The sequence below is a fragment of the Microbacterium kyungheense genome (assembly GCF_006783905.1).
GTDB lineage: Bacteria > Actinomycetota > Actinomycetes > Actinomycetales > Microbacteriaceae > Microbacterium > Microbacterium kyungheense.
This window is the reverse complement of the sequence record NZ_VFPE01000001.1, coordinates 504,684-523,983: the sequence shown is the minus strand read 5'-3', so window position 1 is coordinate 523,983 and position 19,300 is coordinate 504,684. Positions and strand designations below refer to the sequence as shown.

The window sequence follows — 19,300 nt, the reverse complement described above, 5'->3', positions numbered from 1 at the left end:
GTGCTGCGCGTGACGATGTTGCCGCGTGGAGCGCCTCGCGAACGGGCGTTGCCGTTCGTCGTCGACGAGCGGCGTCGATCGTGCGACGAACGGACTCCGGCGACGCCGGACGACGGATTACGCTGGCCTGAGAATGCCCGACTCGCTGCTGCTGTTCGCGGGCGCCGGCGCTGTCGCCGGGGCCGCCGCCGTGGGTCTCGTCGTGCTTCTGCGGCGGGTGCTGGTGTCGTCGCGCGAGCTCGGAACGGATGCCGAGCAGGCGACGTACCAGACGCTCCATCTCGCCGCCCGTGCGGCGAAGCATCTGCGCGGCGGTGTGAGTCAGCAGGATGCGGTGAAGGCGGGCCGGCATCTGAAGTCGCTGCTCGGCTGCGACACCTTCGCGATCGTCGATCCCCACGGGGTCGTCGCCCTGGACGGCGACGACCGGCTCGGCCCGAGCGCCGCGCAGCTGGCCGCCGCGGTGCAGGCCGGCGGCAAGGCGCAGGTGCGCCGCGGCGTCGGCGACGGTGCCGACGTCGACGCGGTGGCAGCGCCCATCCTGATCGGCAAACGCCCGGCGGGCGCGATCGTGGCCTTCGCGAGCCCGGTGCGCGCGGGCATGGTGCGCGCGACCGCCGAGGTCGCCGACTGGGTGGCCTCTCAGATCGAGCTCGGCGAATTGGATGCCTCCCGCACGGCCCTCGCCGAGGCCGAGGTTCGGGCGCTGCGCGCCCAGATCAGCCCGCATTTCATCTACAACGCACTGAACGCCATCGCGTCGTTCATCCTGACGGATCCGCAGCGCGCGCGGGAGCTCGTCCTGGAGTTCGCCGACTTCACGCGCTACTCGTTCCGCCGCCACGGCGAGTTCACGACCATCGCCGAAGAGCTGCATTCGATCGACAGCTATCTGCGGCTGGAACGGGCACGCTTCGGCGACCGCCTGCAGGTGACGCTGCAGATCGCACCGGAGGTGCTGAGCACGGTCATCCCGTTCCTGTCGATCCAGCCGCTCGTCGAGAACGCCGTCCGCCACGGGCTGGAGGCCAAGGAGGGCGGCGGGCGCATCACGATCGAGGCGTCCGACTCCGGCGCGTTCGCCGAGATCACGGTCGAGGACGACGGGGTGGGATTCGACCCAGAGCAGATCCGCGAGGTGCTCGCCGCGCCCGTCCTGCCCGGAGCCGCCGGCGCGGGCTCCGCCGCCACGGCGCGTTCGCGCGACAACGTGGGGCTGCGCAACGTCGATGCCCGCCTGCGCCAGGTGTACGGCGAAGAGAACGGACTCGTCGTCGAGACGCAGATCGGCGCCGGCACGCTCGTGCGGATGCGCGTGCCCAAAGCCCTTCCGAAGGCCGCGTCCGCGACCGGTCCGATCCCTGCGAGCGCCGACTCATGATCGATGTCCTCATCGCCGACGACGAAGAGCCCGCCCTCGCGGCGCTCGCGTACCTGCTCGACCAGGACCCCCGCGTGGGGCGGGTGCACCAGGTCTCGACGGGCGCCGACGCCATCCGCCTGCTCACGCGGGAGCGCGTGGACGCCGTCTTCCTCGACATCCACATGCCCGGACTGTCGGGGTTCGACCTCGCCCGGGCGCTGCAGCGGTTCGAGCACAAGCCGGCGCTGGTCTTCGTCACCGCCGACGAGGAGGGCGCGCTGGAGGCGTTCGACCTCGCCGCGGTCGACTACCTGCTCAAACCCGTCCGCGCCTCGCGCCTCGAGCGCTCCCTCACGCGTGTGGCCGACGCGCTGCGTCAGACGCCCGAGGCGCCCGCACAGCCCGCGGCCGAGCTCATCGCGGTGACCCTCGGCAGCACGACCCGGATGATCCGCCGCGACGACGTGCGCTACGTACAGGCGCAGGGCGACTACACCCGCCTCTGCACCGCCGAGGGAGGATTCCTCGTGCGCGTGCCGATCTCGGACCTCGAGCGGCAGTGGGCCGACGCCGGCTTCGTCCGCGTGCACCGCTCGTACCTCGTCGCGCTCGCACACGTCGCCCAGATCCGGCTCGGCTCCGATCACCCCACCGTCGTCGTCGGCGACGCCGCGCTCCCGGTGAGCCGGCGGATGCTGCCCGGCCTGCGCGACCGGCTCGCGCAGTCGACCGTCCGGGCGGACACATGAGCGACACACCGGGCGAGGGACCCGAGGCCGCGCGCCCCGCGCGCGTGCGGGTGACGGCGGCCGGCCTGGGCGCACCCGCACGGCCGGCGTTCGACCTGCGCCCCTCGGCGCCGGGCGAGCGCGCCACCGATCCCGCGGCCGTCTACGTGCGCTCCCTCATCCGTTCGCAGCTGCGTCTCGGCGTCGTCGCGGCGACCGGATTCGTGGTCGCGACGGTGGCGTTCGTGCTCGTCCTCGCCCTGGTGCCCGACCTCAGCGCGGCGGTCGTGTTCGGCGTGCCGGCATCCTGGCTCCTCCTCGGGTTCGGGCTCTACCCGCTCGCCATCACCGTGGCCGTCCTCTACGTGCGCGCCGCCGCCCGCAACGAGGCCCGATACCGCGCCCTCACGGTGGACGAATGAACCCCTGGGTCGGCTACGTCAGCATCGCCGCGGTGGCCGCGGCGTCGACGCTCATCGGGTTCTACGGGCTGCGGGTCTCGCGCACCACGGGCGACTTCTACGTCGCGAGCCGGACGGTGCGGCCGTGGTGGAACGCCTCGGCGATCGGCGGCGAGTACCTGTCGGCGGCATCGTTCCTCGGCGTCGCCGGGCTGGTGCTGCTCACCGGGTCGCAGGGCATGTGGTTCCCGATCGGGTACACCGCCGGCTACCTCATGCTGCTGCTGTTCGTCGCGGCCCCGCTGCGCCGCTCGGGCGCGTACACGATCCCCGATTTCACCCAGGCACGCCTCGAGTCCCACGGCGTGCGCCGCGTGACGAGCGTCCTGGTCATCGTGATCGGCTGGTTCTACATCGTGCCGCAGCTGCAGGGCGCGGCGCTCACGGTGCGCATCACGACGGGGATGCCGGCGTGGGCGGGCTCGGTCGCCGTCGCCGTCATCGTGGCCGTCGTGGTGGTCGCCGGCGGCATGCGGTCGATCACCTTCGTGCAGGCGTTCCAGTTCTGGCTGAAGCTCACCGCGCTCGCCGTGCCGGCCGTCGTCATCCTCATCGTCGCCGGGGGCGGGGTGCCGGGGATCGTCGCGCACGCGGTATCCATCGATCCCTTCCCGCCGTCGGCGGGGCCGTCCGGACTCGACGCCTACCGCACGGTGTCGCTGATGGTCGCCCTGCTGCTCGGAACCCTCGGCCTGCCGCACGTGCTCGTGCGCTTCTACACGAGCCCCGACGGCGTCGCCGCGCGCCGGACGACGGTCATTGTGTTGGCTCTGCTGTCGGCGTTCTACTGCTTCCCGACCGTGTTCGGGCTGCTCGGACGCGTGTTCGCGCCGGACCTCGCCGAGGCCGGCCAGGCCGATGCGCTCGTGCTCATGCTCCCCGGCCGGCTCGTCCCGGGGCCGGCGGGCGTGCTGCTGACGGCGCTGGTGATCGCCGGCGCCTTCGCGGCGTTCCTGTCGACCACGTCCGGTCTCGTCGTGTCGCTCGCGGGCGTCATCAGCCAGGACATGCTCGGCGGCAGCGTGCGCGGCTTCCGCATCGCGGCCGTGCTCGCCACGATCGTGCCGCTGGTCGTGGCCCTCGCGACCGAGTCCTCCGGACTCGCCGGGAGCGTCGGCCTCGTCTTCGCGTTCACCGCGTCGACGCTCTGCCCCGTGCTGCTCCTCGGCATCTGGTGGCGCGGCCTCACCGCACGGGGCGCGATCGCCGGCATGCTCGTCGGCGGCATCCTGTCGGCGCTCGCGATCTTCGGCGGAGGGATGCCGGCGGCCTGGGCTCCCGGCATCCGTCCGTTCCTCGAGCAGCCCGCCGCCTGGACCGTGCCGGTCGCGGTCGCGGTGATCGTCGTCGTGTCGCGGACCGACCGCCGCGGCGCGCCGCGGGGCACGGAATCGTTCCTCACCCGGCTGCACACGCCCGAGGCCTGACCGCGGGATCGAGGTCGGACGAGCGCCCTGGCGGGTGGGTGGACGGACGGGGCGGTCAGGCGAAGATGTCGAGCAGGCGCCGGCACCGCATCGGGTCCTCGGTCATCCCGTGCGAGAGCCCCCACAGCAGGTACGAGAACGAGCGCACCACGACCCACGCGCGCGCACGGTCCTCCGGCACGTCCACCGTGGCGACGAATGCCCGGAAGGCCGCGGTCACGTCGTCATCGCCGGGCATCTCGTCGAGCCTCGTCCACAGCACCCTCGCCAGGTCGTACTCCGGGTCGCCTCGCAGCAGCACCGGATCGACCATGATCCAGGGCGCGCGCGTGCCCGCGAGGACCTGGCCATGGTGCAGGTCGGCGTCCACCGCGGTGTCGGCCACCGGCGCGGCGGCGAGCGCGAGTGCATGGTCCACGGCCGCGCGCAGCTGCTGCGGCACGACAGGCTCGGCCAGCGCGATCCAATCGCGCTCGAAGCTCTCGGCATGCTGCCGCGCGACCTCTGCGGTGGTCGGCGCGTCTGGGGGTGCCGGCACGGCCAGCGTGCGCACCAGTCCGGCGATCACCTGGTGCGCCTCGTCGAGCGGCACCGACAGCAGCGTCCGCGCTCCGTCCAGCCGCTCCAGGAGCATCGCGCGATGTGCGGGATCGGCCTCGATCAGCTCGACGACACCCCGGCCGTCCCAGAACCGGAGCGCCTCCACCTGTCGCGTCACATCGTCGCCCGGCGGGGCCAGGCGCAGCGCGAAGACCGCGCCGCCGCGGGCGACGGGGACGACGATGGCGTTGCTGCCGTGCAGGGGGGCGCCGTCGACCTCGACGTCCCAGGTGCGGCACTGCTCCGCGACGAGCTGCGGCAGCTCGTCGAGCCACGCTCGGCCGGCCTCGTCCCTCGTCCATCGGGGCATGGCTCGCATCGACTGCGGCACGGTGATCATCGTGCCGCCCCCCGCGCATCGCGGAAGAACGCGACGCCGAGATCGGGGTGGTCGACGAAGACGCCGTCGATGCCGGCATCCCGGATCACCGACCACTCTGCCTCCCAGTCGCCGAACTCCGACGGACCCCCGCGCGTGCGGAACTGCCCGATCAGGAAGCGGTTCTCGGGACGGCACGTCCACGTGAACACCCGCAGGCCGCGCTCGTGCGCGTCGGCCACGATCGGCGACGGCCCGCTCGAGCGCCCCAGCCGGTCCGGCGCCAGGATCATGCGCTTGTCGATGCTGATGCCGTCCACCCGTCCGACGAGGGCGTCCAGCCCTGCGGGCGAGGCGGTGTGCGCGTACGTCGGCGCGGCCTTGCCCTGCGCGGCCACGAGGTCGAACGGACGCCCCGCGGCCTCCAGCAGATAGACGTACGCGGCGGGGATGCCTCGATCCTTGAGCGTGAGCAGCACGGTCGACTCGAACGACTCGACCGTGAGCGGCCATTGCCCCGCGTCCCAGCCGGCCTCGCGCAGCTCCGCCTCGACCAGAGCGGCGACGTCCCAGCCGAGCGAGGCGAAGTAGGTGGCGTGCTTGATCTCGAGCACGACGCCGATCTCGCGGCCCTGCTCCAGCGACGCCGTGCGCGCCGCATCGAGGACGTCGAGCAGACGCAGGACCGTCTGCTCGCCGTCGAAACTCGCACTGGACGGCCGCACATCGGCGATCCGCTCGCGGCAGTGCAGCGTCGACAGCTCGTCCCACGTGAAGTCCTCGGTGAACCACCCGGTGAGCGCATCGCCGTCGACCGTCTTGGTCGTGCGGCGGTCGGCGAACTCGGCACGCTCGGCCACGTCGGTCGTGCCCGAGATCTCGTTCTCGTGCCGCACGACGAGCACCCCGTCGCGCGACACGACCACATCCGGCTCGACGGCGTCCACCCCCAGCTCGAACGCGAGGGCGTAGGACGAGCGGGAATGCTCGGGTCGATACCCGGGCGCCCCACGATGACCGATGACGAGCGGAGTCCGGCGCGGCATCGACCCAGGCTAACCCCGGCACGCCCTGCGGCGCGTTTCGTCTCGCTTCGCTCGCTCAACGACCGGGGACCCGGATGGCGGCATCCGTTCATAGTCGTCTCACAGGACGCACCTGACCGCGCGGGCCGCCGGTCGGTTAGTGTGGATCAACAGCACCGTGCTGGGATTCCTTGACATTGGAGTGTGAGAGCAGTGGCCCTCAACAACCCCGCGTTCAACAACCCGGCCTTCCAGGACCCGAAGGCCGTCAAGACCTATCCGGGGGGTGCGCAGGCAGCGAACCTGGGTGCGCAGACCCAGTACGCCACCGCGCAGCAGACGGCCACGGATGCCGCCGCGCAGGCGCAGCTCGAGGGCATGTACGCGGCTCCGGCCGCCGGCGCCGTCGAGACCGGCCGGATGTCGTACGAAGACACCATCTGGAAGACCGTCGGCCTGTTCGCGATCCTCCTCATCGGCGCCGTCGCCGGCTGGATCTGGACGATGGCGGGCGTCACCACCCTGAACCCCAACCCGAACATCCTGCCGTGGATGATCGGCGCCCTCGGCGGCTTCGTGCTGTCGATGGTCGTGATCTTCACGTCGCGCAAGAAGATCCGTCCGGGCCTCATCTTCGCGTACGCCGCGCTGGAGGGCCTGTTCATCGGCGGCATCTCGGCGTTCTTCGAGTTCATCTGGCCCGGCATCGTCGTCCAGGCGACGCTCGGCACGCTCGCGGTCGTCGGCGTCACGCTGGCGCTGTTCGCCAGCGGCAAGGTGCGCGCCTCGAAGCGCGCCACCAAGGTCTTCCTGATCGCGATGCTCGGCTACCTGGTGTTCTCGCTCGTGAACATCGGCCTCATGATCTTCAACGTGCCGATCGCCGGCGGCCCCTTCGGCATGCTGAGCAACGAGGGCCCGTTCGGCATCCCGTGGGGCGTCCTCATCGGCGTCTTCGTGGTCATCATGGCCGCGTACTCGCTGGTGCTCGACTTCGACAACATCCAGCAGGGCGTGCGCAACGGCGCCCCGCGCCAGTTCGGCTGGCTCGCCGGCTTCGGCCTCATGGTCACGGTCGTCTGGCTGTACATCGAGATCCTCCGCATCCTCGCGATCGCCCGCGGCAACAACTGACGCACATCGCAGCAAGAGGCCGCCCGGTTCGACGGGCGGCCTCTTCGCGTTCCGAGCGGAAGTCCGGGTAGCCTGCGCAGAGAGACGGCTGCGCAGGCTGACGGCTGTATGGAGGGGACCATGAAGCGCGGATCGAACATGCCCGCGGTCGGCACGTACAACCAGACCCTGGTGCTCGACATGATCCGTCGCTCACCGGCGGGGCTCAGCCGCACGGAGCTGGCGGAGCGCACCGGACTGTCGGCACAGACGCTCGGCAACGTGGCCCGGCGTCTCGCCGCCGAAGGGTTCGTGGTCGAGGGCCATCGCGTCGTCGCCGGGCCGGGCAAGCCCCGCACGCCGCTGCAGCTCAACCGCACGGCGCGGTATGCCGTCGGCATCCATCTGGATCCCGCCGTCGACACCTTCGTCGTCGTCGACCTGTCGGGCGGCGTCATCGCGCACACGGAACGCCCGCCCGCCGAAGGCGCGGACGCCCCCGAGCTCATCGCCGCGCTCGCTCGCGACGCCGACGCCCTGCTGCGGTCTGCCGATGTGCCGCTGGCCCGGGTGCTCGGCATCGGGGTGGCGGCCCCCGGCCCGATCGACGACGCCACCGGAACCGTGCTGACGCCGCCGCTGCTGCCGAGCTGGCACCACACGCGACTGCGCGAGCAGCTCGCACGGGCCACGGGCCATCCCGTCGTGCTCGAGAAGGACGTCGTGGCCGCGATGGTCGGCGAGCTGTGGGCAGAGGCCGATCACGCGCTCGACGACGCCGCGCTGGTGTACTACGGAGCCGGCATCGGCCTGGGCATGGCCGTCGACGGCGAGGCGGTGCGCGGCCGCACCGGCAACGCCGGCGACATCGGGCATCTGCTCGTCGACCCGGGCGGGCAGGAGTGCTCGTGCGGGTCGCGCGGATGCCTCGGCGTCACGGTCGCACCGGAGCGCCTGCTGTTCGACGCCGGCATCACGCCGTCGCCCGTGATCGCGCCGACGGCCGTGTGGGGCGCGATCGACGAGCTGCGCGTCCGCATCGCAGCACGAGAGGCTCGCGCCGTCGAGGTGCGCGACCGGGCGGCCGCGACCTTCGCCCTGGCGATCGTGCTGCTGAACAATCTGCTGGACGCCGAGACCTTCGTCATCGGCGGCCCGGTGTGGAACCGGCTGGGCCGTGAACTGAAGCCGGCGCTGGACGCCGCGCTCCCGACGGTGCGTCAGAGCACGGCGACGCGGCCGCTCGTGCTGCGCGAGGCGCGGCTCGGAACGGACCTGGCCGCCGCGGGCGCGGCATCCCTCGTCCTCGACGAGGCGTTCACGGCGCGGGCCTCGGATCTCATGATCGGCCTCTCCTGACGGTGGACGCCGCTGTTCGGAATCGACCCTTGACAGAATTACTCAATATGTTTGAATAACACCTGGCGCGAGGTCTGCGCATCCCCCAAGAGTGAGCAAAGGAGCTTTCATGAAGAGATCGGTCATCGGGCTCGGCGTCCTTGCCGTCGGCGGCCTGGCCATCGGGCTGACCGGCTGTGCGGGCGGCGGTTCGGGCGCGGACGACGACACCCTGCGCATCGCCTACCAGAAGACGGCCTCGTTCACCGCGATGGACGAACTGATGAAGAAGGTCAAGGGCGAGTACGAGAAGGAATACCCCGACCGCAAGGTCGAGCTCGTGCCGATCGAGGCCGAGCAGGACCAGTACTTCACCAAGCTCGCGCTGATGAACGGCTCGGCAGACACCGCCCCGGACGTCATCTACGAAGACACTTTCCAGATCCGCTCGGACGCGGCGGCAGGCTACCTGCAGCCCATCGACGACTACCTCGCCGACTGGGACGACTGGAGCCTGTACGACGACGGCGCCAAGCAGGCGGGGCTCGGCGACGACGGCAAGACCTACGGCGTCTCGCTCGGCACCGACACCCGCGGCATCTACTTCAACAAGAGCCTGCTGGAAGCGGCCGGACTCCCCGAGGACTGGCAGCCCGAGTCGTGGGACGACATCCTCGACGCCGCACGTGCCGTCAAGGAGAGCAACCCCGACGTCACGCCGCTGAACATCTACGCTGCGAAGGCGGCCGGCGAGGCGACCTCGATGCAGGGCTTCGAGATGCTCCTGTACGGCACCGACGACGAGCTCATGGACACGGAGTCCAACAAGTGGGTCACCGGCTCGCAGGGCTTCCTCGACGCGCTGACGTTCTACCAGACGGCGTTCGACGAGGGCCTCGGACCCGACCCGGCGGACGCGCTCGACGCGGCCTGGGGCTCGAAGGTGCAGAACGAGCTGCTCCCGCAGGGCAAGCTCGCCATCGCGATCGACGGCTCGTGGCTGCCGAGCGGCTGGATCTCGGGTGACAACGAGTGGCCCGAGTGGAACGACACGCTGGGCCTGGCCGCCATGCCGACGCAGGACGGCGGCGGCGACGGCTTCACCTCGATGTCGGGCGGCTGGACCCTCGCCGTCGGCGCGCACGCGTCCGACCCGCAGGCCGCGTTCGACTTCATCGCGCAGGCGCTGACGCCCGAGAACGCCCTCACCTACCACGAAGAGGCCGGGCAGATCGCGGTGCGGTCGGACGTGGCATCCAGCCAGGAGTACCTCGACTACAACGCGTCGTTCGAGTTCTTCTCGTCGCTGGTGGAGTACACCCACTTCCGCCCGGCCACGCCGGACTACTCGCAGATCTCGTCGAACATCCCCGTCGCCACGGAGTCGGTGATCACGGGTCAGGCGACGCCGGAGGACGCGCAGAAGGCGTACGACGACGCGCTGGTCGGCATCGTCGGCGAGAAGAACACGCAGGCCGGCTGATCGCACGATGACCGCCGTCACCGCCGACGGTCTGGCGGGCCGCGACCGGGGAACCGCTCCCCGGTCGCGGCGCCGCCCCGGCCGCTCGCTCTCACGCCTCCTGCCGCTCGTCCCGGCCGCGCTCATGCTGGCCGCGTTCATGCTGGGGCCCATCGTCTATTCGCTGTACGGGTCGCTCACCGATCGCGCCCTGACCGGGCCGCGCGCGGCGAACCCCCAGTTCATCGGGCTGCAGAACTACGCCGAGCTGTTCGGCTCGGCCGAGTTCTGGAACTCGCTGGTGCTGACCGTCGTCTTCGTGCTCGCGTCGGCCGTCATCGGCCAGAACGTGCTCGGGATGCTGCTGGCCGTGCTGGTGCGCAGCTCGGTGAAGCCGCTCAAATCGCTCGTGAGCGGTGTCGTGGTGCTCGCCTGGGTGCTGCCCGAGATCGTGGCGGCGTTCGCGATGTACGCGTTCTTCGCCAAGGACGGCACGCTCAACGTGGCGCTCGGCTGGTTCGGGCTCGAGCACACCGCGTGGCTCTTCTACTTCCCCATGCTGTCGGTGATCCTCGCCAACATCTGGCGCGGCACGGCGTTCTCGATGATGGTCTACAACGCCGCGCTCTCGGAGGTGCCGCCCGACCTGATGGAGGCCGCGACGATCGACGGCGCGACGGCCTGGCAGCGCTTCACCCGCGTCACGCTCCCGGTGATCCGCCGTTCGATCTCGACCAACCTGCTGCTCACGACGCTGCAGACCCTCGGCGTCTTCACGCTCATCTGGGTCATGACCGGCGGCGGCCCGGGCTCGTCGTCGGCGACGCTCCCGGTGCTCGCGTACCAGGAGGCGTTCAAGTTCGCGCAGGTCGGCTACGGCACCGCGATCGCCACCGTGACCCTCCTCATCGGCGCGGTGTTCTCGATCATCTACATCCGCGCCCTCAAGCCGGAGGTCGACTGACATGGCCGCCCAGACCGCGACCGAGACCCGCACGATCGTCACCGGGCGCCGCTCGCTGAGCGTCGCGGCCCCGCGCAAGCGGACGCACACGCTGACGTCATCCGTTCTTCTCAGCCTGATCGGCCTCCTCTTCCTGGTGCCGCTGCTGTGGGTCGTGTTCGCCTCGTTCGACGGCGACGCGACGGTGTCGATGCGGCTGCCCGAGACCTGGACGCTCACCAACTACACCGACGTCATGACGTGGGAGCTCGCGTGGCAGCCGTTGCTGAACTCCATCGTGATCTCGCTCGGCACGGCGATCATCACCGTCGTGGTCGCGCTGCTGGCGGCGTACCCGCTCTCGCGCTACAACGCGCGGTACCAGAAGCCGTTCATGTACGGCATCCTGTTCGGCACCGGCCTGCCGCTGACGGCGATGATGGTGCCGGTCTACGCGCTGTTCGTGTCGTTCGGGCTGCTGGACTCGACGTGGGGCGTCATCCTCTTCATGGCGGCGACATCGCTGCCCATGGCGATCTGGATGCTCAAGAACTTCATGGACTCCGTGCCCATCTCGCTCGAAGAGGCCGCCTGGGTCGACGGCGCGAACTCGATGCAGGCGCTCGCCCGCGTCGTCGTGCCGCTCATGCGGCCGGGCATCGGCGTGGTGTTCATCTTCGTGTTCACGGGTGCGTGGGGCAACTTCTTCGTGCCCTTCGTGCTGCTGTTCACGTCGAGCAAGTTCCCCGCCGCCGTCTCGATCTTCAACTTCTTCGGACAGTACGGCACCATCGCCTACGGGCAGCTGGCCGCCTACTCGGTGCTCTATGCGGCGCCGATGGTGGTGCTGTACGTCATCGTCCAGAAGCTCTCCGGCGCGTCGTTCGCGCTCGCCGGTTCCGTCAAGGGCTGACGCCCGCTCACCTGAAAGCACAGGCATGCACGACCGTTCCTCCCTCGCCCGTCTTCGCGTCGACCGCTTCGTCCTCGAGCGGCTCGTGCCGCACCTGTACCGCGGCTCGGCTCCCCTGCAGGTCACGCGATGGGATGCCGCCGGCGAACCCGTCCCGTTCGACACCGCCGCCGCGGGCGAGTACTCCCCCATCGCCGCGGGTGACGCGTGGGGTCGGCCATGGGGCACGACGTGGTTCCGCGTGCAGGGCGCCGTGCCCGGGGAGTGGCGTGACGCCGACGGCGCGCTGCCGCCGCGCACGCGCTCCGAGGTCGTCGTCGACCTCGGCTTCACCGCGGGCCAGCCGGGCTTCCAGTGCGAGGCCATGGTGTGGAGCACCGCCGGGCACCCCGTGCGGGGCATCGCGCCGCTCAACAACGCCGTCGCCGAGGCCGTCGACGAGGCGGGTCAGGTCGACGTGTACATCGAGGCGGCGTCCAACCCCGACGTCGGAAGCCTCTTCGTCTTCGCCCCGACGCCCGTCGGCGACCCGGCCACCGCCGGCGACGACCCCATCTACACGCTGCGGCACCTCGACGTGCGACTGCGCGATCTCGAGATCGCCGACCTGCTGGCCGACACCCTCGCGCTGCGCGGGCTCGTCGACGAGCTCGACGAAAGGTCGTCGCGGCGCGCCGACATCCTCGTCGCGCTGGAGCGGATGATCGACACCGTCGACCCTGACGACGTCACGGGAACCGCGGCCGACGGTCGCGCCGTGCTGGCGCCGGTGCTCGCGAGCCCGGCATCGGCCTCGGCGCACACGCTGCACGCCGTCGGCCACGCCCACATCGACTCGGCCTGGCTCTGGCCGGTGCGCGAGACGGTCCGCAAGGTGTCGCGCACGTTCTCGAACGTGCTGTCGCTCATGGACGAAGACCCGGACTTCGTCTTCGTCGCCTCCAGCGCCCAGCAGTACGCGTGGATCAAAGAGACGTACCCCGACCTGTTCGAGCGCATCCGCGCCCGCGTCGAGGAGGGCCGGTTCATCCCCGTCGGCAGCATGTGGGTCGAATCCGACACCAACATGCCCGGATCCGAGGCGATGGCGCGCCAGTTCGTCGCCGGCAAGTCGTTCTTCCTGCGCGAGTTCGGCCTCGACACCCCCGAGGTGTGGCTGCCCGACTCGTTCGGGTACTCCGGTGCGCTCCCGCAGATCGCCAAGGCCGCGGGGGCACGGTGGTTCCTGACGCAGAAGACGTCGTGGAACGAGACGAACCGGATGCCGCACCACACGTTCCAGTGGGAGGGCATCGACGGCACCCGGCTGTTCACCCACTTCCCGCCGGTGGACACGTACAACTCGCGCGTGACGGCGGCCGAGCTCGCCCACGCCGAGCACAACTTCGCCGACAAGGGGCAGAGCACGGTGTCGCTGCTCCCCTACGGCTACGGCGACGGCGGCGGAGGCCCCACGCGCGAGATGACCGCCGCCATCGCGCGCACCGGATCGCTGGAGGGCTCGCCGCGCGTCGTGCACAGCACACCGCGCCGCTTCTTCGAGACCGCCGAGGCGGAGTATCCCGATCCAGAAGTGTGGTCGGGCGAGCTCTACCTCGAATTCCACCGCGGCACGTACACCAGCCAGCTGCGCACCAAGCAGGGCAACCGCCGCAGCGAGCACCTGCTGCGCGAGGCCGAGCTGTGGGCGGCGACGGCGAGCGTGCGGTGCGGCATCCCGTATCCGGCCGAGCGGATCCAGCGGGTCTGGGAGACGGTGCTGCTCCAGCAGTTCCACGACATCCTGCCCGGCTCGTCGATCGCGTGGGTGTACCACGACGCCGAGCGGAACTATGCGTGGGTCGCCCGCGAGCTCGAAGAGATCATCGGCGAGAGCCTGCGCGCGCTGGCGGGTGAGGGCGACCGCACGCTCGTGGCGAATGCCGCACCGCACGACCGCGGCGGCGTGGCGGCGCTGGGCGCGGCGCCCGCCGCCGAGGCCGCTGACGTCGCTCCGGTCGCGGAGGGCAGCGGGTGGGTGCTCGACAACGGGATCGTGCGCGCGACCGTCGACGAGCGCGGGCTCGTCGTCTCGGCGGTCGACCTCGCGTCGGGTCGCGAGGTCGTGCCCCCCGGCCGGGCCGCCGGCCTGCTGCAGCTGCACCGCGACACCCCGACGCAGTGGGACGCGTGGGATGTCGACGTGCACTACCGCAACACGGTCCGCGACCTCACCGACGTCGTCGCGATCGGAGTGGAGGGTTCGGCGATCGTCGTGGAGCGCAGCTTCAGCGGCTCGACTGTCGTCGAGCGCATCAGCCTCGCCGAGGGGTCCCGTGTGGTGTCGTTCGCGTTCGAGCTGGACTGGCACGAGAAGCAGAAGCTGCTGAAGCTCGCCTTCCCGCTCGACCTGCACGCCGACCGCGCCGCGTCCGAGATCCAGTTCGGCCACATCGAGCGTTCCACGCACACCAACACGTCATGGGATGCCGCGCGCTTCGAGACCGTGGCACACCGGTGGATCCGCGTGGCAGAACCGGACTTCGGCGTCGCCGTCGTGAACGATTCGACGTACGGCCACGACGTCACCCGAGAGCAGCGCGACGAACGCGGCGGCACGATCACCATCGCCCGGCTGTCGCTCGTGCGGGCGGCGCTCTTCCCCGACCCGACCCAGGACCAGGGCCGCCACGAGCTGCGCGTCGGCCTCGTCGTGGGCGCGGACGTCGCCGACGCCGTCGCCGAAGGCTACCGCTTCAACCTGCCGCGGCGGCGGGTCGAGGGCGCCGGCGTCGAAGCCATCGCGCCGCTCGTCGCGGTCGACCGCCCCGGTGTGGTCGTCGAGGCCGTGAAGCTCGCCGAGGACGGCAGCGGCGACGTGGTCGTGCGGCTGTACGAGGCGCTGGGCGTGCGCGCCCGCGCCACGCTCACGGCCGGGTTCGACGCGGCCGGAGTGCGACAGGTCGATCTGCTGGAGCGGGAGGTGCCGGCCGACGGCGTGGTCGTCGACGGCGATGCGGTGCGCCTCGACCTGCGCCCGTTCCAGATCGTGACGGTGCGGTTCGCCCGCGCCTGACGGGCCCGGCACCGTGCACGGCGTCGGAACTCCGGCGCGACACGCCGGCGAGGGGATGCCTCCCGCCGGCGTGTCGGCCAGAACCTCCGGCGCCGTGCACCCGTTCTGCTGTGGGCGGAACGGGTCGCCGGGCGGCGGCATCCCGTTCTATCGTGACGCCATGGCCGAGATCATCCCGCTGCCGACGAAGCCCCGCACCGCTCCGCGCGACGTCGAGCCGCTGTGGCGCGACGCGCTCGGCGACCGGCTGCGGCGCCTGCGGCACGAGCGCGGCGAGCGGCTGGCCGACACCGCCGACCGCGCCGGCGTCTCGCCGCAGTACCTGTCCGAGATCGAGCGCGGCCTCAAGGAGCCGTCGAGCGAGATGATCGCGGCCGTGGCCGGCGCTCTCGACGTGACCCTCATCGAGCTCACGACGGGCGTCGTCGACGATCTGCGCTCGCGTGCCGCCGAACGCAGCGTCGTCGGCTGCCGCGCCACCTACGCGCTCGCCGCCTGACGGCTCCCTCCCGCAACCCCCTGGTCGATGTCGCGAGGCGTCGCTAGCGTGGGCCGGGTGACCCCCGCAAAGGCAGAGGCCGAGATCCTCGACATCGGCGGGCACGAGGTGCGGATCTCGAGCCCGACGAAGATCGTGTTCCCCGAACCCGGTGTCACCAAGCTCGACATCGTCCGCTACTACCTGTCGGTGGCCGACGGCGCGCTGCGCGGCGCGGGCGGTCGCCCGATGGTGCTCAAGCGGTTTCCGAAGGGCATCGACGCCGAGCCGTTCTTCCAGAAGCGCGTGCCCGAGAACCACCCCGAGTTCATCGACACGGCGACCCTGCAGTACGCCCGCGGCACGTCCGCCGAAGAGGCCGTGATCCGGGATGCCGCCGGCCTCGCCTGGATCGTCAACCTCGGCTGCCTCGACCTGAACCCGCACCCCGTGCGGGCGGAGGATCTCGACCACCCCGATGAGCTGCGCATCGACCTGGACCCGATGCCGGGCGTCGACTGGTCGCAGATCGTCGACGTCGCGTTCGTGGCGCGCGAGGTGCTCGACGATGTCGGGCTCGTGGGCTGGCCGAAGACCAGCGGGTCTCGCGGCATCCACATCCTCGTTCGGATCGCGCCGCTGTGGGACTACAAGCAGGTGCGGCTCGCGGCCGAGACGCTCGCGCGCGAGGTCGCGAACCGGGCACCCGGCCTCGCCACCGCGCAGTGGTGGAAGGAGGAGCGCGGCGAGAGCGTGTTCGTCGACTTCAACCAGAACGCGAAGGACCGGACGGTGGCCTCGGCGTACTCGATCCGGCCGCTGCCCGACGCGCGTGTGTCGACGCCGCTCGGCTGGGACGAGGTGCGCGCGCGCCGGCCCGAGGAGTTCACCGTGCTCACGGTCCCCGAACGCTACGCCGAGATCGGCGATCCGCACGCGGGCATCGACGACGCGGTCGGCACGCTCGACGGCCTGCTGCGCCTGGCCGAAGAGCTCGGCCCGGCCGAGAAGCCGCCGCGCGGCGGAAGCGCCGACGGCCGTCGCCAGTCCACCATGCCGCTCATCGAGATCGCCCGCACCAAGACGAAGTCCGAGTCGCTGGACGCCCTGAAGGAGTGGATCCGGCGCCACCCCGACGCGAACGCCCAGCTGCACCCCGCCGACGTGCTCATCGACGGCATGCGCGGCTCGAGCTCGCTCTGGTACCGCGTGCGCGTCAATCTGCAGCACGTCGCCCAGGACGATCGCCCCCCGCAAGAGGACCTCATCGCCGACTACGACCCGTGGGAGGGCAAGGTCTGGCCCGGAGCGCCGGGCGGCGCTCCCGGTCGTTGAGCGGAGCGCGCTCTGGCGCGCGCAGACGAAACGCCGTTGGCACGGGGGCATCCGTGCGCTCGAGGCGTTTCGTCTGCGCTCGTTCCTCGCTCCGCTCAACGGCCGGGTCAGGCGTAGCTCGGCACCCGCTCCAGCACGTGGTCGGCGAGGCCGTACGCGACGGCATCGGCGGCGGTGAAGACGCGGTCGCGGTCGGTGTCGGCGCGCAGCTGCGCGGCATCCTTCCCGGTGTGACGCGCGAGGATCTCTTCGACCTCGCCGCGCACGCGCACGAGCTCGTCGGCCTGCAGGATGAGGTCGGGGATCGCGCCGCGCCCCTGCCCGGCGGGCTGGTGCAGCACGACGCGCGCGTGCGGCAGCACCGACCGCTTGCCGGCCGCACCGGCCGCGAGCATGATCGCGCCGACGCCGATGGCCTGCCCCACCACGGTCGTGGCGACGTCCGGCCGCACGTGCTGCATCGTGTCGTATACGGCGAGCATGGCCGACGGGTCGCCGCCCTCGCAGTTGATGTAGAGCTGGATGTCGCGCTCGGGGCTGTCGGCGTCGAGATGCAGCAGCTGCGCGATGAGCGCGTTGGCGACGCCGGCGTCGATGCCGGTGCCGAGGTACACCACCCGCTCGGCGAGCAGGTGCGAGTAGACGTCCATGATGCGGTCGCCGCGTGGATGCTGCGCGACGACATTCGGGATCGTGTAGCCGCTCATGCCGCCACCTCCGCCCCGACGCCGAGGCCGGCCGGTCGCCGGCGGCGGGGAACGACCTGCGCGAAGTCGTCGACGATCGCGTCGATGAAGCCGTACTCCCGCGCCTGCTCGGCGGTGTACCACCGGTCGTGCAGCGAGTCCTCGAAGATGCGGTCGATCGGCTGACCGGTGTCGGCCGACACGATGCCGAGCACGGTGTCGCGCGTGAAGCGCAGGTCGTCGGCCTGCACCTCGACGTCGACGGCCGATCCGCCGATGCCCGCGGAACCCTGGTGCATCAGGATCCGCGCGTGCGGGAGCGCGCGTCGCTTGCCCGGAGTCCCGGCCGAGAGCAGGAACTGTCCTGCGCTGCACGCGAGACCGAGCGCGAGGGTCGAGACGTCGTTGGGGATCAGGCGCATCACGTCGCGGATCGCCAGCATCGACGGCACCGAGCCGCCGGGCGAGTGGATCCACAGGGCGATGTCGGCCGTCTCGTCCTGCGCCGCCAGTGCCAGCAGCTGCGTCGCCAGCAGCGTGCCGTTGTCGTCGTCGAGCGGGCCGTCGAGCACGAGCACGCGCTGCTGGAACAGCTCGCGCCGGGCCTCGGCCCCGAACTGGGGGATCTTGCCTTCTTCTGCCATGACCCCAGCCTGCGCGCGACGCCGGCCTGCGGCATCCGATTCCGCTCCCGGCGGCTCTGCCCACGGCGGATCGCCGCGAGGCCGCCCTAGCTCGAGACCTGCTGCAGGCGGACGCCCAGCTGCGCGTACCAGTCGCGGACCGCCTGCTGCTGGGCGGCATCGCAGGTGCGGCCGTAGCCGATGTTGACGTCCCAGTACTCGTACGCGCTGGTCCAGACGCGGTGGTCGAGCTTCCAGCCGTCGAGGAAGGTCAGCGCGAAGCAGTCGGCCATGAACTCGTCGTCGCCGCCGAAGGCCGGCAGCGCCGCCGCCGTGGCGTCGGGGTTGGTGAACTGCAGCACGTGCGCGAACTCGTGGTACGCGACGCCCGCCCGCAGCTCGTCGGTCATGAAGGGCTGGGCGTCACCGGCCGCGTCGAAGTGGACGAGGTACGGGTCCTCCCCGGCGACGCAGCCCAGAATGCCGTCGTCGCCGGTGCCGCAGTACTTCTCGTCGACGATCGACCGGACGAACCCGCGGCCGAGCCGGTCGATGACGGACTCGTAGGCCGTGCCGGTGGCGTTCGACGCGGCCTCGGCGTCGGCCGCGCTCAATGCGGTCTCGAGCTCGGCGCGCGCGGCATCGACCTGCGCGATGTCGCGGGTCATCGCGGTCGCATCCCGGCGGTGCGTCCAGCCACGGTGCGCGAGGGACTCGTACGTGCCCCACGGCACGAGCGAGGCCGTGAGCACGCCGTCGAAGCGCGCGGCGGTGTCCATCAGTGCGGACATCGCCGCGCCGAACGTCTCCTTCTTCTCGATCAGCTCCTTCTGCTGCTCGATCTCGTCCTGCTGCTCGCGGATCCTGTCCTGCTGCTGCGAGATGCGGTCCTGTGCGAGGACGAACTGCACCGCACCCCACGCGCAGGCCGCCAGCGCGAGGACGAGGGCGACGCCGAGGATCCAGATCGCGACCGTGGCGCCCCGCGAGCGCCGCGGTCGGTCTTCACTCGACCCGAACACGGCCGGGGCGAACCCAGCCGCGGCGCCCGGCGTATCGGCAGCCCGCGTATCGGCACCCGGCGGAAACCCTGCCGCGGCACCCGGCACCCGGCGCACCGGCCGGACCGATCTGGGGCGCCGCTTCCTGGCCTGCGTTCGGCGCGCCCGCGCCCGGATTCGACGTGGCCGGCGGCAGCCGCTCCGGACTGCTGAGCGGCCCGGGTGGGACCGCGTCGTCCGCGGCGCCGGGAGTCGCGGGACGGTCTTGCTCCATGCGGTGATCGGCCTTTCTCGGTCCATCGCCGCGACGCTGCGGCTCGACGCACGTGTGCGGTCGCGTCATCCTATCCCGGTGCCCGCCCGGCGATTTCGGTGAGTCGCCAAGAAACGCCACCGACAGCCGCGACTTCTGGCGAATCGCCAAGACAGA

At 71.3% G+C, this 19,300-nt stretch carries 17 protein-coding genes; 12 read left to right on the top strand and 5 right to left on the bottom strand.

The genetic code is table 11. The annotated features are described in order from the left end of the window. The first annotated feature begins 133 nt into the window (after positions 1-133). Genes FB391_RS02345 through FB391_RS02330 form a run of 4 tightly spaced genes read left to right on the top strand, consistent with a single transcriptional unit; the run spans position 134 to position 3,979 of the window. Positions 134-1,381, top strand: coding sequence for a sensor histidine kinase (locus tag FB391_RS02345; RefSeq protein ID WP_141892669.1), 1,248 nt, complete (start codon positions 134-136; stop codon positions 1,379-1,381). Continuing rightward, complete coding sequence (locus tag FB391_RS02340; protein WP_141892668.1) at positions 1,378-2,112, top strand: LytR/AlgR family response regulator transcription factor; 735 nt, start codon at positions 1,378-1,380, stop codon at positions 2,110-2,112. Before FB391_RS02345 ends, FB391_RS02340 begins: the two co-directional genes overlap by 4 nt. Beyond that, positions 2,109-2,513: a DUF485 domain-containing protein gene (locus FB391_RS02335; RefSeq protein ID WP_141892667.1), complete on the top strand. Its 405-nt coding sequence runs from the start codon at positions 2,109-2,111 to the stop codon at positions 2,511-2,513. Before FB391_RS02340 ends, FB391_RS02335 begins: the two co-directional genes overlap by 4 nt. After that, on the top strand, positions 2,510-3,979 hold the full coding sequence (locus tag FB391_RS02330) for a sodium/solute symporter (protein ID WP_141892666.1): 1,470 nt from the start codon (positions 2,510-2,512) through the stop codon (positions 3,977-3,979). The genes FB391_RS02335 and FB391_RS02330 overlap by 4 nt, the downstream gene beginning before the upstream one ends. A gap of 55 nt (positions 3,980-4,034) precedes the next feature. On the opposite strand, the gene FB391_RS02325 is transcribed toward FB391_RS02330, so the two are convergent. After that, positions 4,035-4,889: an aminoglycoside phosphotransferase family protein gene (locus tag FB391_RS02325; RefSeq protein ID WP_246093326.1), complete on the bottom strand. Its 855-nt coding sequence runs from the start codon at positions 4,887-4,889 to the stop codon at positions 4,035-4,037. A gap of 26 nt (positions 4,890-4,915) precedes the next feature. After that, positions 4,916-5,944, bottom strand: a complete 1,029-nt coding sequence (locus FB391_RS02320) for a glycerophosphodiester phosphodiesterase family protein (RefSeq protein ID WP_141892664.1) — start codon at positions 5,942-5,944, stop codon at positions 4,916-4,918. Between the two features lie 192 nt (positions 5,945-6,136). On the opposite strand from FB391_RS02320, the gene FB391_RS02315 reads away from it, so the two are divergent. The 8 genes from FB391_RS02315 to ligD all read left to right on the top strand — a co-directional run bounded on the left by FB391_RS02315 (position 6,137) and on the right by ligD (position 16,560). Further along, positions 6,137-7,057: a Bax inhibitor-1/YccA family protein gene (locus tag FB391_RS02315; protein ID WP_141893614.1), complete on the top strand. Its 921-nt coding sequence runs from the start codon at positions 6,137-6,139 to the stop codon at positions 7,055-7,057. Positions 7,058-7,177: 120 nt separating this feature from the next. After that, positions 7,178-8,395 (top strand): ROK family transcriptional regulator, encoded by a 1,218-nt coding sequence (locus tag FB391_RS02310; protein WP_246093325.1) that lies wholly within the window; start codon positions 7,178-7,180, stop codon positions 8,393-8,395. A gap of 109 nt (positions 8,396-8,504) precedes the next feature. Further along, positions 8,505-9,857 carry an extracellular solute-binding protein gene (locus FB391_RS02305; RefSeq protein ID WP_141892662.1) on the top strand — a complete coding sequence of 451 codons (1,353 nt, stop codon included), beginning with the start codon at positions 8,505-8,507 and terminating at the stop codon, positions 9,855-9,857. A 7-nt stretch (positions 9,858-9,864) separates the two neighbouring features. Then, positions 9,865-10,800: a carbohydrate ABC transporter permease gene (locus FB391_RS02300; RefSeq protein WP_141892661.1), complete on the top strand. Its 936-nt coding sequence runs from the start codon at positions 9,865-9,867 to the stop codon at positions 10,798-10,800. 1 nt (position 10,801) lies between these two features. After that, positions 10,802-11,692 (top strand): carbohydrate ABC transporter permease, encoded by an 891-nt coding sequence (locus FB391_RS02295; RefSeq protein ID WP_185842899.1) that lies wholly within the window; start codon positions 10,802-10,804, stop codon positions 11,690-11,692. Positions 11,693-11,717: 25 nt separating this feature from the next. After that, positions 11,718-14,747 carry an alpha-mannosidase gene (locus FB391_RS02290; RefSeq protein ID WP_141892660.1) on the top strand — a complete coding sequence of 1,010 codons (3,030 nt, stop codon included), beginning with the start codon at positions 11,718-11,720 and terminating at the stop codon, positions 14,745-14,747. 160 nt (positions 14,748-14,907) lie between these two features. Next, positions 14,908-15,246, top strand: a complete 339-nt coding sequence (locus FB391_RS02285; RefSeq protein ID WP_141892659.1) for a helix-turn-helix domain-containing protein — start codon at positions 14,908-14,910, stop codon at positions 15,244-15,246. 57 nt (positions 15,247-15,303) lie between these two features. After that, positions 15,304-16,560 (top strand): non-homologous end-joining DNA ligase, encoded by a 1,257-nt coding sequence (gene ligD, locus FB391_RS02280; protein WP_141892658.1) that lies wholly within the window; start codon positions 15,304-15,306, stop codon positions 16,558-16,560. 107 nt (positions 16,561-16,667) lie between these two features. Here the strand turns inward: ligD and FB391_RS02275 are convergent, their stop codons facing one another. From FB391_RS02275 to FB391_RS02265, 3 genes are all read right to left on the bottom strand, one after another. Continuing rightward, positions 16,668-17,267: a ClpP family protease gene (locus FB391_RS02275; protein WP_141892657.1), complete on the bottom strand. Its 600-nt coding sequence runs from the start codon at positions 17,265-17,267 to the stop codon at positions 16,668-16,670. Continuing rightward, positions 17,264-17,890, bottom strand: a complete 627-nt coding sequence (locus FB391_RS02270) for a ClpP family protease (RefSeq protein ID WP_018171581.1) — start codon at positions 17,888-17,890, stop codon at positions 17,264-17,266. Before FB391_RS02270 ends, FB391_RS02275 begins: the two co-directional genes overlap by 4 nt. Before the next feature lie 86 nt (positions 17,891-17,976). After that, positions 17,977-18,891, bottom strand: coding sequence for a hypothetical protein (locus FB391_RS02265; protein ID WP_141892656.1), 915 nt, complete (start codon positions 18,889-18,891; stop codon positions 17,977-17,979). Between the last annotated feature and the right edge of the window lie 409 nt (positions 18,892-19,300).